At 66.1% G+C, this 15,570-nt stretch carries 16 protein-coding genes; 14 read left to right on the forward strand and 2 right to left on the reverse strand.

The window, feature by feature from the left end:
- Positions 1–258 precede the first annotated feature (258 nt).
- The 3 genes from OK17_RS17675 (at position 259) to topA (ending at position 4,452) form a co-directional block, all read left to right on the forward strand.
- A complete protein-coding gene (locus OK17_RS17675) occupies positions 259–462 on the forward strand; it encodes a cold-shock protein (RefSeq protein WP_004022110.1) in 204 nt (67 codons plus the stop codon).
- Between the two features lie 158 nt (positions 463–620).
- Positions 621–1,205: a hypothetical protein gene (locus OK17_RS17680; RefSeq protein ID WP_461418221.1), complete on the forward strand. Its 585-nt coding sequence runs from the start codon at positions 621–623 to the stop codon at positions 1,203–1,205.
- 184 nt (positions 1,206–1,389) lie between these two features.
- The gene (gene topA, locus OK17_RS17685) at positions 1,390–4,452 is read left to right on the forward strand and encodes a type I DNA topoisomerase (protein ID WP_461418222.1); all 3,063 of its coding nucleotides are present in this window, start codon (positions 1,390–1,392) and stop codon (positions 4,450–4,452) included.
- Positions 4,453–4,646: 194 nt separating this feature from the next.
- On the opposite strand, the gene OK17_RS17690 is transcribed toward topA, so the two are convergent.
- Positions 4,647–6,107: an adenylate/guanylate cyclase domain-containing protein gene (locus OK17_RS17690; RefSeq protein ID WP_461418233.1), complete on the reverse strand. Its 1,461-nt coding sequence runs from the start codon at positions 6,105–6,107 to the stop codon at positions 4,647–4,649.
- Between the two features lie 172 nt (positions 6,108–6,279).
- Between OK17_RS17690 and OK17_RS17695 the strand changes: the two genes are divergently transcribed.
- The 8 genes from OK17_RS17695 (at position 6,280) to OK17_RS17730 (ending at position 12,389) form a co-directional block, all read left to right on the forward strand.
- Positions 6,280–7,566, forward strand: a complete 1,287-nt coding sequence (locus OK17_RS17695; protein WP_461418223.1) for a DNA polymerase III subunit delta' — start codon at positions 6,280–6,282, stop codon at positions 7,564–7,566.
- 68 nt (positions 7,567–7,634) lie between these two features.
- The gene (locus OK17_RS17700; protein ID WP_232715624.1) at positions 7,635–8,003 is read left to right on the forward strand and encodes an ArsR/SmtB family transcription factor; all 369 of its coding nucleotides are present in this window, start codon (positions 7,635–7,637) and stop codon (positions 8,001–8,003) included.
- Positions 8,000–8,527, forward strand: a complete 528-nt coding sequence (locus tag OK17_RS17705; RefSeq protein ID WP_232715623.1) for an SRPBCC domain-containing protein — start codon at positions 8,000–8,002, stop codon at positions 8,525–8,527. Before OK17_RS17700 ends, OK17_RS17705 begins: the two co-directional genes overlap by 4 nt.
- 64 nt (positions 8,528–8,591) lie before the next feature.
- Positions 8,592–9,437 (forward strand): ABC transporter ATP-binding protein, encoded by an 846-nt coding sequence (locus OK17_RS17710; protein ID WP_461418224.1) that lies wholly within the window; start codon positions 8,592–8,594, stop codon positions 9,435–9,437.
- Positions 9,430–10,203, forward strand: a complete 774-nt coding sequence (locus OK17_RS17715) for an ABC transporter permease (RefSeq protein ID WP_461418225.1) — start codon at positions 9,430–9,432, stop codon at positions 10,201–10,203. The genes OK17_RS17710 and OK17_RS17715 overlap by 8 nt, the downstream gene beginning before the upstream one ends.
- On the forward strand, positions 10,200–11,024 hold the full coding sequence (locus tag OK17_RS17720) for an ABC transporter permease (protein WP_461418226.1): 825 nt from the start codon (positions 10,200–10,202) through the stop codon (positions 11,022–11,024). The genes OK17_RS17715 and OK17_RS17720 overlap by 4 nt, the downstream gene beginning before the upstream one ends.
- Positions 11,025–11,075: 51 nt before the next feature.
- On the forward strand, positions 11,076–12,137 hold the full coding sequence (locus tag OK17_RS17725; protein ID WP_461418227.1) for an ABC transporter substrate-binding protein: 1,062 nt from the start codon (positions 11,076–11,078) through the stop codon (positions 12,135–12,137).
- 60 nt (positions 12,138–12,197) lie between these two features.
- Positions 12,198–12,389 (forward strand): hypothetical protein, encoded by a 192-nt coding sequence (locus OK17_RS17730; protein WP_461418228.1) that lies wholly within the window; start codon positions 12,198–12,200, stop codon positions 12,387–12,389.
- Positions 12,390–12,449: 60 nt separating this feature from the next.
- On the opposite strand, the gene OK17_RS17735 is transcribed toward OK17_RS17730, so the two are convergent.
- Positions 12,450–13,292, reverse strand: a complete 843-nt coding sequence (locus tag OK17_RS17735) for an alpha/beta fold hydrolase (protein WP_461418229.1) — start codon at positions 13,290–13,292, stop codon at positions 12,450–12,452.
- Between the two features lie 143 nt (positions 13,293–13,435).
- Here OK17_RS17735 and OK17_RS17740 point away from each other — a divergent pair, with 143 nt between their 5' ends.
- The 3 genes from OK17_RS17740 to OK17_RS17750 all read left to right on the forward strand — a co-directional run.
- Positions 13,436–14,008 carry a TetR/AcrR family transcriptional regulator gene (locus OK17_RS17740; RefSeq protein ID WP_461418230.1) on the forward strand — a complete coding sequence of 191 codons (573 nt, stop codon included), beginning with the start codon at positions 13,436–13,438 and terminating at the stop codon, positions 14,006–14,008.
- 243 nt (positions 14,009–14,251) lie between these two features.
- Entirely contained in the window at positions 14,252–14,815 is a 564-nt protein-coding gene (locus OK17_RS17745) for a hypothetical protein (protein ID WP_461418231.1), read from the forward strand.
- Between the two features lie 261 nt (positions 14,816–15,076).
- Positions 15,077–15,570 (forward strand): hypothetical protein (locus OK17_RS17750; protein WP_461418232.1); only part of this gene is annotated, 494 nt, incomplete at its 3' end.

Genomic DNA, 15,570 nt, shown 5'->3' on the forward strand with positions numbered 1-15,570 from the left:
CTGCTGAAGTTTGGCGAGGTTTTTGCTCATCTTGGTTGATGCGACTATCGCAACTGGGCCGGACATGATTGACTGGGTGCGGCCGCAGCTTTCGCAACCCGTCGAGGCGGGCGACAAGCGTGTTGCAGCCGTGGTACTGAGGTTAGTTTGGCGGATCGAAGCAGATCTTCGCGGGGCTCTTTGAGGTATGGCGGTCAACCGGCCACGACGCGATGACCCATCGTGTCGCGACAGTTGATATGTAAAGGATTGCAAGACATGGCACAGGGAACTGTGAAGTGGTTCAACGCGGAAAAGGGCTTCGGCTTCATCGCGCCTGACGAGGGCTCCGACGACGTGTTCGTCCACTACTCCGAGATCCAGGGATCCGGTTTCCGCACCCTCGAGGAGAACCAGCGGGTGGAGTTCGAGGTCGGCCAGGGCACCAAGGGCCCGCAGGCCACCGGCGTTCGCGCGGTCTGAGACCACCTGCGCAGCTGCTCACGCAGATTGCCGACAACCGCTCCCGTCTCGATCAGTCGAGACGGGAGCGTTCTGTTATGTGGGGGCCGATGAAGTGCCGCCGCGAACCGCCGCGGGAAAGACCGGTTTCGCGGACCCGGACCACCTAATCTCGATTTGTGGGCCAGTTGTCGTTTTTCTCCGCGGAGACCGAGGAGCCCGCGTACTCCGATCTCGCGGGTCTGCTCGCGGCGCACGGTCAGGCCGTCCGTTCGGATTCCGGTACGCGGGTCTCGATCGTCGTCCGCGATCGCTGGCGCGCGGAGCAGATCGTCGAGGAGATGCGGGCCTCCGGTCTCGACGCCGAGGTCACCACTTCTGATGAGGGCACCCCGCTGGCCCGCACCGCCGCGAGTCATGAACTGGACTCGCTGCACCGGGCGTGGTCGGCCGGCGCGGTCAAGGCAATGCCCGCCGGCTGGATCCCGTCGTACCGGGCGCTGCGACTCTGGGTGATCGCCTCCGGCCACTCCGACGAGGGCCGCTACCAGCTCGGTCTCGACCCGCACGCCCCCGACACCCATGCGGCCCTCGCCACCGCCCTGATGCGGGTGGGGATCGCACCCACGCTGGTCGGCACGCGGGGCCATTCACCTGCACTTCGCATCGCCGGACACCGCCGTCTCGTTCGTTTGCACGAATACGTGGGTCCGCCGCCGAATGCCGCGGCGGTGCCGGATTGGCCACCTGCGGACATCCATTAGCGATCTCGACGAGAATTCTCTGACCTGGGAAAACGTTGACTGGAAGCGCGTTATGGGTCACATCTGACAGCGCGACACGGAATTCAGATGTGCAAACGGCGCTATACATAAGGTACAAACCCATCGAACACACCTGTTTCAACGCGCAGGTGGTTCTCCACCCAGTCAACCGAAGGACGCCCCGGTGGCCGAGACCAGCACCGCATCCCGCTCTAGTGGGGGAATCCGACGACTCGTGATCGTCGAGTCCCCTACGAAGGCGCGCAAGATCGCCGGTTACCTCGGCTCCAACTATGTGGTGGAGTCGTCCCGCGGCCACATCCGCGACCTGCCGCGCGGCGCCGCCGACGTCCCCGCCAAGTACAAGGGACAGCCCTGGGCGCGTCTCGGGGTGAACGTCGACGACAACTTCGAACCGCTCTACGTCGTCTCGCCGGACAAGAAGACCACCGTCAGCGAACTGAAGTCGCTGATGAAGGATGTCGACGAGCTCTACCTCGCCACGGACGGTGACCGCGAGGGGGAGGCCATCGCATGGCACCTCCTCGAGACGCTCAAGCCGAAGATCCCGGTCAAGCGGATGGTCTTCCATGAGATCACCGAACCTGCGATCCGCGCCGCCGCAGAGAACCCGCGTGACCTCGACATCGACCTGGTCGACGCCCAGGAGACCCGCCGCATCCTCGACCGCCTCTACGGCTACGAGGTGTCGCCGGTCCTGTGGAAGAAAGTCATGCCGAAGCTGTCGGCGGGCCGCGTGCAGTCCGTCGCGACGCGCATCATCGTCGAGCGTGAACGTGAGCGCATGGCGTTCGTGTCCGCCGAGTACTGGGACATCGCCGCGACCATGGACGCCGGCGCCGAGGCCAGCCCGTCGACGTTCAAGGCACGTCTGGTCAACGTCGACGACGCCCGCGTCGCCACCGGCCGCGACTTCGAGGCCACCGGCGAACTGAAGAAGTCCGACGGCGTCGTCGTGCTGAACGCCGACCGTGCGGAGAGCCTGGCCGCAGGCCTCCGGGGCGCGGCCATGACGGTGACGTCGGTCGAGGAGAAGCCCTACACCCGCCGCCCGTACGCGCCGTTCATGACGTCGACGCTGCAGCAGGAGGCCGGCCGCAAGCTGCGGTTCACCTCCGACCGCACCATGCGCATCGCGCAGCGGCTGTACGAGAACGGCTTCATCACCTACATGCGTACCGACTCGACGAGCCTGAGCGAGTCGGCGATCAACGCCGCCCGTGCCCAGGCCCGCGAGCTGTACGGCGACAATTTCGTCCATCCGACGCCGCGTCAGTACACCCGCAAGGTCAAGAACGCGCAGGAAGCCCACGAGGCGATCCGCCCCGCGGGCGAGACCTTCCGGACCCCCGGTCAGGTCGCCGGTCAGCTCGAGGCGGACGAGTTCCGCCTCTACGAGCTCATCTGGCAGCGCACCGTCGCCTCCCAGATGGCCGACGCCAAGGGCACCACGCTGAGCCTGCGGATCGCCGGCACCGCCTCCTCCGGCGAGCGCGCGACCTTCGCCTCGTCGGGCCGCACCATCACGTTCCCCGGCTTCCTGTCGGCCTACGTCGAGACCGTCGACGAGCAGACCGGCGGTCAGGCCGACGACGCCGAGAACCGCCTGCCGCAGCTGACCGAGGGACAGTCGCTCACCGCGACCGAGCTCACCGCCGACGGCCACTCGACCAACCCGCCGGCCCGTTTCACCGAGGCGTCGCTGGTCAAGGTGCTCGAAGAGCTGGGCATCGGCCGTCCGTCGACCTACGCCTCGATCATCGGCACCATCCAGGACCGCGGCTACGTCGTGAAGAAGGGCAACGCCCTCGTCCCGTCGTGGATCGCCTTCGCGGTGGTCGGACTTCTCGAGGCGTACTTCGAGAGTCTGGTCGACTACGACTTCACCGCGACCCTGGAAGACGACCTCGACCAGATCGCCACCGGCAACGAGAACCGCACCAAGTGGCTGACGGAGTTCTACTTCGGCGACGAGCGGTCCGTCGACGACGCCGAGGCACGATCTGCATCGTCGGCGATCGCCCAGTACGGCGGCCTCAAGAAGCTCGTCGACGTCAACCTCGAGGAGATCGACGCCCGCCAGGTCAACTCGATCCGGCTCTTCGACGACGAGGAGGGCCGTCCGATCTACGTGCGCGTCGGCCGCTTCGGCCCGTACCTCGAGCGTGACGTCAACGCGAACAAGAAGACCGACGCCGACGCCGAACCCGATCTGCAGCGTGCCAACCTGCCGGCCGACATCACGCCGGACGAGCTGACCCTGGAGATCGCGGAGAAGCTGTTCTCGACGCCGCAGGAGGGTCGCTCGCTGGGCGTCGACCCGCTGACCGGTCACGAGATCGTCGCCAAGGAAGGACGTTTCGGTCCGTACGTGACCGAGATCCTGCCGTCCGACGACGACGACGACGACGGTGATGCCCCGATCACCATCCCCGCGGGTCCGACGCCGCGCGACGGCGGATCTCCCGGTGCCGGCGGCAGCGATGCCGGCGACGCCGACGTGGTCCCGCTCGACGCCCCGGGCGGCGGCACCACCACCAAGACGAAGCCGGCTGCGAAGAAGGCCGCCAAGAAGGCAGCGAAGAAGGCCGGTCCCAAGCCGCGCACCGGCTCGCTGTTCAAGTCGATGGACATCTCGACGGTCACCCTCGAGGACGCGCTGAAGCTGCTGTCGCTGCCGCGCGTCGTCGGCGTCGACCCAGAGTCCGGCGACGAGATCACCGCGCAGAACGGCCGCTACGGTCCGTACCTGAAGAAGGGGTCCGATTCGCGGTCCCTCGCCAGCGAGGAACAGCTCTTCGAGATCACCCTCGAGGAAGCCCTGAAGATCTACTCCGAGCCGAAGCGTCGCGGACGGCAGGCCGCCGCGCCGCCGCTGCGTGAACTGGGCAAGGACGACGAGGTCAGCGGCAAGCCGATGGTCATCAAGGACGGCCGCTTCGGTCCGTACGTGACCGACGGCGAGACCAACGCCAGCCTGCGCAAGGGCGACGAGGTCGACTCGATCACGCCGGAGCGCGCGATGGAACTCCTCGCCGATCGTCGTGCCCGCGGCCCGGCCAAGAAGGCGGCGAAGAAGGCCGCCAAGAAGGCCCCCGCCAAGAAGGCTGCGAAGAAGACGGCCGCCAAGAAGACCACGAAGAAGGCTGCCGCCAAGAAGACGACCGCCAAGAAGACCGCGGCCAAGAAGACAGCCGCGAAGAAGGCGGATTCGTCGGAGGACTGAACGCTCCACTCGCTGTGTGAGGAGCGATGGCGACGAGCCTCGAAGGCCTGGTGAGATGACGTCGCCGGCCCTTCGTGGCTCGCTGCGCTCGCACCTCAGGGAGCGGGTTGGCCGCGCTCGCACCTCAGGGAGCGGGGGCTGCGACCTCCGCTGGCCGAGTAGGCCCGAGGGGCTACCCGAGGACCGTATCGAGGTCAGTCCCTGCGGTACGGCTCCATGTGCGGGCGGGCGAGGAGGGTCTCGATCCCGCGTCCGCGGAGTTCGACGCCCTCGCCGATCTCCCAGTGCTCGGCCTCCTGATGCGAGGCCAGGAACACCGCACGGGCCGAACCCAGCACGCGGGTGGGCTCGTCCTTTGCGAGTTCGGTGAGGCGGGCGGCCTCGTTCACCGGGTCGCCGATGACGGTGTACTCGAGGCGCTGCTCGGCGCCGATGTGTCCGGCGATGGCCTTGCCTGCGGAGACGCCGATGCCGATGTCGGTGTCGCCGAGGGTCTGGTACAGCTCGGCGCGCAGCTCGCGGGCGGAGGCCAGCGCGCGACCGGCGAAGTCGTCGAGGTCGAGGGGAGCGCCGAAGATCGCGAGCGCCGCGTCGCCCTGGAACTTGTTGACGAAGCCGCCATGGCGTCCGACGACGGTCACGACCACCCGGAAGAACTCGTTGAGCAGTTCGACGATCTCGCGCGGCGGACGGTTCACGGCCAGGCGCGTCGAACCGACGATGTCGACGAACAGCACGCCGACGTAGCGTTCCTCGCCGCCGAGTTCGGTACCGGTCTCGATGGCGCGTCGGGCGACGTCCTCGCCGACGTAGCGGCCGAACAGGTTACGTAGTTCCTGTCGTTCGCGCAGGTCGGCGACCATGTCGTTGAAGCCGGCCTGCAGCAGGCCGAGGTCGCTGCCGTCGTAGATCTTCACCGCGACATTCAGGTCGCCCTCGCTGACCTTCGACTGGGCGCGACGCAACTGCTTGATCGGGTCGTTGATCGCGGCGACCACGCGCACGATCGCGATGACGCTGAACGCGAGGGCCGACACCGCCATCCACAGGATCGGACGCTCGAGGCCGGTGGAGTCGCCCTCGAAGATGCCCAACCGGTGCAGCACGATCAGGCCGATGATCACGACCATGGGCGCAACGACGCTGATCACCCAGAACGCCGTGATACGGGTGGTGACGCTCGGGGCGATCGCATGGTCGGGGTTGTTGGCCATCGCGGCGACGGTGATCGGACGCATCACCTTCTCGGCCTGCATGTAGCTCAGGGCGCAGGTGACCATCGCACCGATGGCGCTCGCGATGGCGACGATGAAGGCGTTTTTCGACGACACGGTCAGGTTGACCAAAGTGAAGAGCGCGCCGCCCACCACCCACAGCGCGGCGTTGACGACCGTCAACAGCGTCGGCAGGGCGAGGGCGCGGCGTCGGGCGGCCTCGTTGTCGAGTCGGGTGCGTCGGCGATGCCACACGAGGACGGGCAGCGACAGCTGGATGCTGGCGTAGCCGCCGATGACCATCGCGATCATGAGGTAGCCCGCGAAGATCACCTGGTTCAGCGCGGTGATCTCGTCGAGGCTGATCGAATCCTGGAGTGGCATCCCGAAGCGGAGGAATGCGAAGGTGAACAGTGCGCCGACGAGATTGGCACGGAGCATGTCGAGCGCGAGGATCGGCCACGGCGTATGAATCAGCCATCGGCCAAGGTGCAGGACCTTGGACCACCGCGACCGCTGTTCCACCACGGAGACTACGGTAGCTGGCTGCTTGCAATCGTTAAACACGGTTCCGCACGGTTGGCGTGTCCGAACTGCGGTTTAGGGTGTCGTTGTGACCAATGTCTTTGATCGGCTGACCGGCCAAGAGGCGATCGCGGACGATCTGCGCGCCGCGGCGCGTGCCGCGCGGGTCCTCGCGCAGCAGCTCGACGCGGGCAGCAGCGAGGGCCTGTTCGTGCCCGACGACGAGATCCCGGGCGTCGACGCGGGGTGGTCACGCGCGTCGATGACGCACTCCTGGTTGTTCACCGGGCCTCCCGGGAGCGGTCGTTCGGTCGCCGCGACGTGTTTCGCGGCCGCCCTGCAGTGCCAGTCGCCCGAGTCGGCGAACGTCGGGTGCGGCGAGTGTCGCGCTTGTGTGACGGTGATGGCCAAGACCCACGCCGACGTCCGGCACGTGGTGCCCGAGGGGCTGAGTCTGGCGGTCAACGCGATGCGCGACATCGTGCAGGCCGCTGCTCGACGCCCCGGGACCGGTCGCTGGCAGATCGTGATCGTGGAGGACGCCGACCGCCTCACCGAGCAGGCCGCGAACGCCCTGCTGAAGGTCGTCGAGGAGCCGCCACCCCGCACCGTCTTCCTGCTGTGCGCGCCGTCGGTGGACCCTGAGGACATCTCGGTCACCCTCCGATCGCGATGCCGGCACGTCGCGCTGGTGTCGCCGACACCCGCGGCCATCGAACGGGTCTTGGTCGAACGCGACGGCCTCGACCCTGACCAGGCGCGCTGGGCGGCGTCTGTCTGCGGCGGCCACATCGGTCGCGCCCGGCGCCTCGCCACCGACCCCGACGCCCGTTCCCAACGGGAGAAGGCGCTGTCGCTGGCGCGCGCGGCTTCCCGGGATTCGACGGCGTACGCGGCGGCCGAGGAGCTGGTGCGTTCGGCGGAGACCGCGGCCAAGGCGATCAGCGCGGAACTCGACGAGGCCGAGACCGAGGAGATGAAGACCGCGCTCGGTGCGGGCGGTACCGGCAAGGGGACCGCCCGGATGCCCCGCGGTAGTGCCGGCGCGCTCAAGGAGCTGGAGAAGCGACAGAAGTCGCGGGCCACGCGCGTCGGACGCGACGTCCTCGACCGCGCCCTCGTCGACCTCGCCGCGCTCTTCCGCGACGCGCTCGTCGTCGGGGTCGGGGCGAAGGTGACCGCGATGCACCCCGACAAGTCCGATGACATCTCGATACCCCTGGCCGGCTACGCCCGCCCCGAGCAGTTGCTGTCCTGCGTCGAGGCAGTCCTCGACTGTCGTGAGGCGCTGGACATGAACGTCAAACCCAAGTTCGCGGTGGACGACATGGTCGCCCGGATCGGGTTGGCACTCAAGCGCAAGGTCGACGCCTAGAAATTCAGTTGGATCACGATTTTCGCCGATCCACCCACTATTGGTAACTTATGTGTTACCAATAGTGGGTGGATGCATTCGAGGCGATCGCCGACCCGACCCGTCGGGCACTCGTCGAACGTCTCGCGCAGCGCCCCGCGCGTGTCGTCGATCTGGCGGCCGAACATCCGGTCAGCCGTCCCGCGATCTCGCGTCACCTACGGGTCCTCGGCGAGGCCGGCGTCGTCTCGGCCGTCGACCACGGCCGCGAGCGGCACTACGAACTCGTGCCCGGCGGACTGGCGCCGCTGCGCGACTGGCTCGACGGACTGGCGTCGGGGGCAACGCCGCCGTTCGGTGAGCATCATCTCGACGCGCTCGATCTCGAGGTTCGACGCACCGTGCGGGAGTTCGACGACCCGGGCAACCAGACCGGCGAACAGAAGGAGACAGGATGAATGCCGACGTGACGGCCACCGGCCGCCGTGAGATCCGCGACGGGGTGTCCTACGTGGTCCTCGAGCGAACCTTCGCAGCGCCTGTCGCCGCGGTGTGGGCGGCCATCACCGAACCCGGACGGCTGGAACGGTGGGTGGGGACCTGGGACGGCGATCCGACCGAAGGTTTCGTCGATTTCCGCATGACCGCCGAGGGTGAGGACGCGGCGCCGGAGCGAATGTCCATTCTGGAATGCGAGCCGCCGAACCGACTCGTCGTCGAATCGAAGTCGCCCGATCCCGAGGGCGGACCCGACGACGTGTGGCGGCTGGAGTTGGATCTCACCGAGGTCGATGGGACGACCACACTCACGTTCGCGCAGGGACTTCCGCGCCCCGAGATGGCCGAGAACGTCGGCCCCGGGTGGGAGTACTACCTCGATCGGCTCGTCGCGGCCGAATCAGGCAGCGGCGTCGACGCGGTGGACTGGGATGCCTACTATCCGGCGCTGTCGGGCCCGTACGCGCAGATGTTCGCCGACTGACCACGGCGGGACTCTTACGAGACGGTAATCCGCCAGCAACACGGCCTCTTTAACGTCTCCGGTCATGACACGCCCCCTGGGTACGGGGATCAACATCTCTGGACTGACCAAGACGTTCACCTCCCGCTCGTTGCGCGGGAGTTCGACGGTTACCGCGTTGTCCGACGTCTCGCTGAGCACGTCGGAGGGTTCCTTCCTGTCGTTGCTCGGCCCGTCGGGCTGCGGCAAGTCGACGGTGCTGCGCATCCTCGCCGGCCTCGAGGACGCGACTTCGGGGACCGCGCTGATGAACGGTCAATCGCCCCAGGATCTCCAGCGAAATCATGAGCTGGGCATCGCTTTCCAGGACTCGGCGCTGCTGCCGTGGCGGTCGGTGGAGTCCAACATCAAGCTGCCGCTGCAGGTCGGCGGCATGCCGGCCGACGACGACCTCGTCGCCGACCTGATCGAACTGGTCGGCCTCGAGGGTTTCGAGAAGTCGAAGCCCGCGATGCTCTCCGGCGGTATGCGTCAACGTGTTTCGATCGCTCGCGCGCTGGTGGTGAAACCGACTGCACTGCTGCTCGACGAACCGTTCGGCGCGCTCGACGACATGACCCGGCAGCGGCTCAACGTCGAACTGCTGCGCATCTGGACCGAGAAGCCGGCGACCACGCTGATGGTCACGCACGGCATCGCGGAGGCGGTCTTCCTCTCCGACGTGGTCGCGGTCATGAGTCCACGTCCGGGCACGGTCGTGGAGGTGGTTCCCATCGATCTGCCGCGTCCCCGTGTCCCGGGGATGATGCGTACGCCCGAGTTCCATGCGATACATGACCACCTCTCCGGACTCCTGTTCGGCAAGCAGGCGACCACCGAACCGGTCGAAGACGTTGCACCGGAACCTGTTGCGGAGGGTGTGAGTGGCTAGATTCGGGTCGGTCCGATGGGTGGCCGGTCTCGGGGGAATCGTCGGGCTCATCGTGGTGTGGTGGATCGCCGGCGCGCTGGAGTTGTTCGGCGGAACGATCCCGACGCCGTGGTCGGTGCTCGCCGAGATCGGCGGCACCGGTTCCTCCTACTACGTCGACAACTTCTCGCTGACAGTCGAACTCGCGCTCCGCGGTTTCCTCTGGGGCAACGGGCTCGCGATCGCCCTTGCCGTGGTCGTGATCTTGTTCCCGCCGGTGGAGGGTCTCGCGACCCAGCTCGCGATCCTGTCGTACTGCACGCCGATCATCGCGGTCGCGCCGATCATCCAGGTGGCCTTCGCCGAGGTGACGACGATGATCGTCTTCCTCGCCGCCATCTCGGTGTTCTTCACGACGATGATCGGGACGCTGTCGGGTTTGCGCTCACCGCATGCCGGAAGTCTCGACCTCGTCAAGGTCTACGGCGGTGGCCGCTTCGCGCAGCTGCGGCGGGTGCGCTCCGTCGCCGCATTGCCGAACACGCTGGCCGCCATCAAGATCGCTGCTCCGGCCGCTGTGCTCGGCGCCGTGCTCGGTGAGTTCCTCGCGATGCCCGAGACCGGTGCCGGACCGGCGATGATCATCGCCCAGCAGAGCGGCAACATCCCGCAGGTGTGGGCCATCGCCCTGATCAGCGGAGCGGTTGCGGGCATCGGTTACGCCGTGGTCGCGGTGATCGCCAAGTATGCGACGGCCTGGTCGAACGGAACGGCGGCGGGACGATGAGCACCGAGGTGGGAACGGGTGGCCTCGGAACCGGCGGTCTGTGGGCGGCGGGACGTTTCCTCGGGTCGCTGCTGCTGTCGTTCGCCCTGATCCTGGTGATCTGGTGGCTGTTCCTGCTGGCCTTCCCCGACATCGGGCCGATCATCGGGCGCACACCGGTCGATGTGTTCGACTATCTCTTCGTCGATGCCGACGCGCAGGCGGCTCGGAACGTGATCTTCGGCGATCTATGGATCACGTTGCAGGATGCGGCAATCGGATTCGTCGCCGGCATGCTCGCGGCGATCGTCACGGCGGCGATCTTCGTCGTGTCGCGGTCGGCCGCACAGACGTTCATGCCGATCGCGATGCTCCTCCGGTCGGTGCCGCTGGTCGCGATGACACCGCTGATCACCGTCATCGTGGGTCGAGGCGTCGCGGTGGTGGCGGTGATGGGCGGGATCGTCGTGTTCTTCCCCGCGCTCGTGATGATCATGACCGGGCTGTCGAATGCGCCGCGTCAGATCACCGATGTGATCAGCGTGTACGGCGGCGGGCGCTGGACGGCGTTGCGGCGCTCCGCGATTCCGTCGGCGGTGCCGTCGCTGTTCAGCGCGGCCAAGGTTTCGGTACCGGGCGCGCTCATCGGCGCGACGGTCGCCGAATGGTTGGGGACCAACAAGGGTCTCGGTGCGTCCCTGCAGCGGGCCCTGCCCGCGGCGGCCTATGACGAGCTGTGGGCCTCGGTCCTCGTCATCACCGTGGCTTCGATCGTCATCTACGCCGTGGTGGGTGTCGTCGAGACTGTTGTCCTGTCACAGATGGGAATGCAGCACAACTGAGGTCGAGCACTCGCACGACCGGATCTGCTTCTGGCGAAAGGTAATTCTCACATGGCGAACTCCTTCGACCGTCGGTCGTTCCTCCGCTACTCGATGATGGGCGGCGCGGCCGCCGGTGCCCTCGGCCTGACCGGCGCGCTGTCGGCGTGCAGTTCCGGCGGCACCGCGAGCGGGGGAACGAGCTCGACCAATCCGAGGGTCCAACTGTCGTGGCAGAAGAACATCGAGTTCGCGGGTGAGTACTTCGCCCTCGAGAACGGCTATTTCGAGGAGGCGGGTCTCGGCACACCTGAGCTGATCACCGGTGGTGGTGCGGGGACCGGCGTGGAGAACGGTCTGACGTCGAACAAGGTGTGGATCGGCATGTCCTCGCCGCAGCTGACCGCGCCGGTGATCCTGCAGGGCGCGAAGCTGATGACCGTCGCTGCGACGTTCCAGCGCAACCCCTTCTGCATTGTGTCGTCGGCGGACAAGCCGATTCTGAGTCCCGAGGATATGAAGGGCCGCAAGATCGGCGTCCAGGCGACCAACGAGAACGTCTTCCAGGCGCTGCTCACCGCCAACAACATGACCGAGGCCGACATCCAGAAGATCACCGTCCAGTACGACCCGACGCCGCTGAAGAACGGCGAGGTCGACGGCTGGGTCAGCTATGTGACCAACGAGCCGATCACCCTGGAGGAGAGCGGTTTCCCGAATGCCAACTTCCTGTTCGCCGATTTCAACCTGCCGCTCGTCGCCGAGACCCTCGTCGTCCGGCAGGACACCATCGACAACGAACGCGACAAGGTGAAGGCCTTCCTCAAGGCCGACATCAGGGGCTGGTACGACGCGGTGGCCGATCCGGCGGGCTCGGCACGGCTCGCGGTCACCAAGTACGGCAAAGACCTCGGACTCGACGAAGCCGAACAGACCATGGAGGCCATCGCCCAGAACACCCTCGTGGTCTCCGAGGACACCAAGGCCAACGGCCTGCTCACGATGACCGACGAACTGATCGCGCAGAACATCGAAGCCCTCGCCAAGGGCGGCTTCGCGCTCAAGGCCGAGGACATCTTCGACATGTCGCTCGTCAAGGAGGTCTACGAGGAGAACCCCGACCTGAAGAAGTGACCCGCCCTATCATTGGTGCACGGTCGATGGCCGTGCAGCCGATGAGCGAGGGAGCAGACGATGTCGGACTTCATCCGGAAGATCAAGGAAGAGGCCAGGGCCGTCTCGGCTGCCATCGATCAGGAACTGACCGTCCTCGAAGGAGTCCCCGGATACGACCCGCTCGCCGATGACACGGACGAGGAATCGTCCGACGAGTCGGTGCCCGTCGAGTCGGCGTCCGTCGAAGCCGGTGACGAGACGAGCAAGTAGAAACGACGCAGCGGCCGTCGGGTGGGATCTCCCCGCCCGGCGGCCGTCGTGCGTGTGGGCTCACTTCTTGACGAACCCCAGCAGCGCCTCGTTGACCTCGGCGGCGTGCGTCCACAGCAGACCATGGGGAGCGCCCTCGATCTCGACGTACTCGGCCTCCGGGACGGCATCGTGGAAGCGACGGCCGGTGGCGTCGATCGGCAGGATGTTGTCGGCGGTGCCGTGCAGGATCAGCGTCGGCTTGCCCGAATCACGAACTGCGGCAACGTCCTCGCGGAAGTCCTCGATCCAGGTCGGGACGACGGCGTAGGCCGCGACCGGTGCGCTGCCGACAGCGGTGATCCAGTTGGCATCGACGACTTCCTGGGTGATGCGGGTGCCGAGGGTGTCGTCGAGGTTGTAGAAGTCCTTGTAGAACTGGGTGTACCAGGCGTACCGGTTCTCCTTGGCGGCCTGCGCGATGCCGTCGAAGACCGCGGCGTCGACGCCCTCGGGGTTGTCGTCGGTCTTCACCAGGAACGGCTCGAGCGAAGCGAGGAACGCGAACTTGGCGACCCGCTCGGTCCCGTACGTTCCGGCGTAGCGCGCGAGTTCACCTGTGCCCATGGAGAATCCGACCAGGATGACGTCGCGCAGGTCGAGGGTCTCGAGCACGGTGTTCAGATCTGCGGCGAAGGTGTCGTAGTGGTAACCGGTGCCGACCTTGCTCGACTTGCCGAAACCCCGACGGTCGTAGGTGATGACCCGGTAGCCGGCGTCGATCAGCTCGCGAGCCTGTAGCTCCCAGCTGTTGCCGTCGAGTGGGTAACCGTGGATCAGCACGACCGGCTGACCGGTTCCGTGGTCCTCGTAATACAGCTCGATGTCGGTGGTGTTCTCGGTGCCGACGGTGATGTAGCCCATTGCGATCACTTCTTTCTTGTTCAGCGACCCGAGGGTCGGATGGGAGCCGAAGAGAACGTTCGTTCTCTGGGCTGATTGCTACACTAGAGAACGATCGTTCCCCGCGCAAGGGGTAACTCGGAATCCAGTGAGGACGGTGCATCGTGGCAGCTTCGAAGGACATCGCGGTCGACCCGCGCGACCAGGTCATTCGCGCCGCGGACGAGTTGTTCAACGCCTGCGGGGTCCACGCGGTCGGGATGGACAAGGTCCGCGACGCCGCAGGCGTGTCGCTCAAGAGGATCTACTCGCTGTTCCCCTCCAAGGAGGCCCTGATCCTCGCGGTCCTCGACGACCGGACCCGACAGTGGAATGCGGGTGTCGCCGCTTGCGCGGAAGGGTTGTCGACGCCGCGGGAGAAGCTGCTGGCGATCTTTGACTTCCTGCTCGGATGGTTCGGCACCGACGAGTTCCGGGGCTGCGCGTTCATCAACGCCTACGGCGAGTTGGGTGGGGAGCTGCCGTCGGTCGCCGAGGCGGTGCGTAAGCAGAAGGCCGCATTCCAGGACTACGTGGCCGGCCTGGTCGCAGAGCTCGGCGGACCGTCGCGCCTGGCTGCTCAGCTGGCGATTCTGGCGGAAGGGGCTCAGACGACGGCGGCGATCGCCGGCACCACGAAAGCGGCCGACGACGCCCGGAGTGCCGCCGAAATCCTGATCGATCAGGCTCTCGGATAGATTGTCATCCGTTCGAAGGAAAATGTAACAATAAGCATTGTTAGTGGGTCATCTGAACCATTTTCTGAGACATTTTCGCTGATTGATCTCGGGAGAGCAAAATTGGGTCATCATTCCGACCTGGGCAAACGTACGTGTTTCGAATGTTCAATTCGGTCTGCTAATGTCCCGGCGTAATCAATTCGTTGTGTCGTGTTGTGGGGGACTGAAACACAACGGGTCTCGGGCTGGGAAAGGTACACAATGCGATTCACCAAGGTGGCGACGGCGGGATTCGGGCTGGCAGCGGCAGCCGCGATGACATTCTCCGGATCAGGAGGCGCGTCCGCGCTGCTGTTGATTCCGGCCTCGTTCACCCACACCCAGTCGCTCAGTAATGGAACGCTGACGGTGAAGGTGAACAACAACACGTCGTCGACGGTGAAGTGCAATCTGTCCGTCCACGAGGCGAGCAAGGAGTCGCAGGTCAAGCTGGCAGTCGCCAAGGTGAACACCCACCTCGCGGGCGGGGTCAGCGATACGCTTCTCGCCGCGGCGCGCCAGGAAGTCGAGGCCGACGCGCTGAAGGTGGTGTGGACCAAGAAGTCGATCTCGTCGAACGGTTCGTCCACGGCAACGTGGAAATCCGGGCGTGCCGACGCGTCGTACGTGATCTATCAGGATTGCTCTTCTGATTCGCTTTTGGGTCTGACGTTCAGCGGCCTCGCGCAGGACTACAAGGTGACCGGAACCGGCAAGTCCCCTGACTCGCCCGACGACTCGGGCAACGGCAGCCTCAGCGGACTGTTCGGCGGTCTGCTCGGATAGTTCCCGATAGGCGGGGGAGGCGAGCGCTGCTCGTCGGCCCCGCCGTCGCTTCGGCGTGCGTGACTTCGCTCGCCGCCATTACCCTGCGCTGGGCACATCGCCGTGGCGGCAGGAATCAGATCAATCATTTCCCCCGACATCGCTTCGTCGGGCTCACCCTGCGACTCGCGTCGCGGGGCAATGAATCATGCGTACGAAAGGGATCACATGCGATTCTCACGTTTGGCACTGACAGGAATCGGAGTGGCGGCAGGTGCCGCCGTGGCACTCACCGGAAGCGGACAGGCGTCGGCTGCGCTGCTCGCTCCGTCGTCGTACCCGCACACACAGTCGCTCACGAACGGCACGGTGACGGTGAACGTGGGCAACGAGACGTCGAAGACGGCGACGTGCTGGCTGTCCATTCACCACGCGAGCAAAGAGACCCAGCTCAGTCTGCGTGCCGCGGCCGTCAACGTGAGTATCGGCTCGGGTCTTGAGTCCGCGGTCCTCGACAAGGATCGCCAGGACGCGGCCGAGGGTGCGCTCAAGATCGTGTGGGGCGGTGATGGACACGAGGTGTCGAAGAACTCCTCGCAGACCGGTGTCTGGGTCTCGAACCGCACCGACACGTCGTACGCGATCTACCAGGAATGCACCACGCCCGATCCGATCACGGGTATGACGATCAACGGCCTCGCCCAGGTCTACAGGGTCGATGGAACCGGCAAGCCCGCGGACAATCCCGGCGGTGGTGACAACGGCGGTGGTGACAA

The sequence above is a fragment of the Gordonia sp. GN26 genome (assembly GCF_054823965.1).

What these genes read in the sequence shown, in the direction of transcription:
- OK17_RS17730 (WP_461418228.1), top strand. Translation starts at nt 12,198, where the DNA reads ATGTCGGACTTCATCCGGAAGATCAAGGAAGAGGCCAGGGCCGTCTCG.
- OK17_RS17710 (WP_461418224.1), top strand. Translation starts at nt 8,592, where the DNA reads ATGACACGCCCCCTGGGTACGGGGATCAACATCTCTGGACTGACCAAG.
- OK17_RS17675 (WP_004022110.1), top strand. Translation starts at nt 259, where the DNA reads ATGGCACAGGGAACTGTGAAGTGGTTCAACGCGGAAAAGGGCTTCGGC.
- OK17_RS17735 (WP_461418229.1), bottom strand. Translation starts at nt 13,292, where the DNA reads ATGGGCTACATCACCGTCGGCACCGAGAACACCACCGACATCGAGCTG.
- OK17_RS17720 (WP_461418226.1), top strand. Translation starts at nt 10,200, where the DNA reads ATGAGCACCGAGGTGGGAACGGGTGGCCTCGGAACCGGCGGTCTGTGG.
- OK17_RS17745 (WP_461418231.1), top strand. Translation starts at nt 14,252, where the DNA reads ATGCGATTCACCAAGGTGGCGACGGCGGGATTCGGGCTGGCAGCGGCA.
- OK17_RS17690 (WP_461418233.1), bottom strand. Translation starts at nt 6,107, where the DNA reads ATGCTCCGTGCCAATCTCGTCGGCGCACTGTTCACCTTCGCATTCCTC.
- OK17_RS17725 (WP_461418227.1), top strand. Translation starts at nt 11,076, where the DNA reads ATGGCGAACTCCTTCGACCGTCGGTCGTTCCTCCGCTACTCGATGATG.
- OK17_RS17705 (WP_232715623.1), top strand. Translation starts at nt 8,000, where the DNA reads ATGAATGCCGACGTGACGGCCACCGGCCGCCGTGAGATCCGCGACGGG.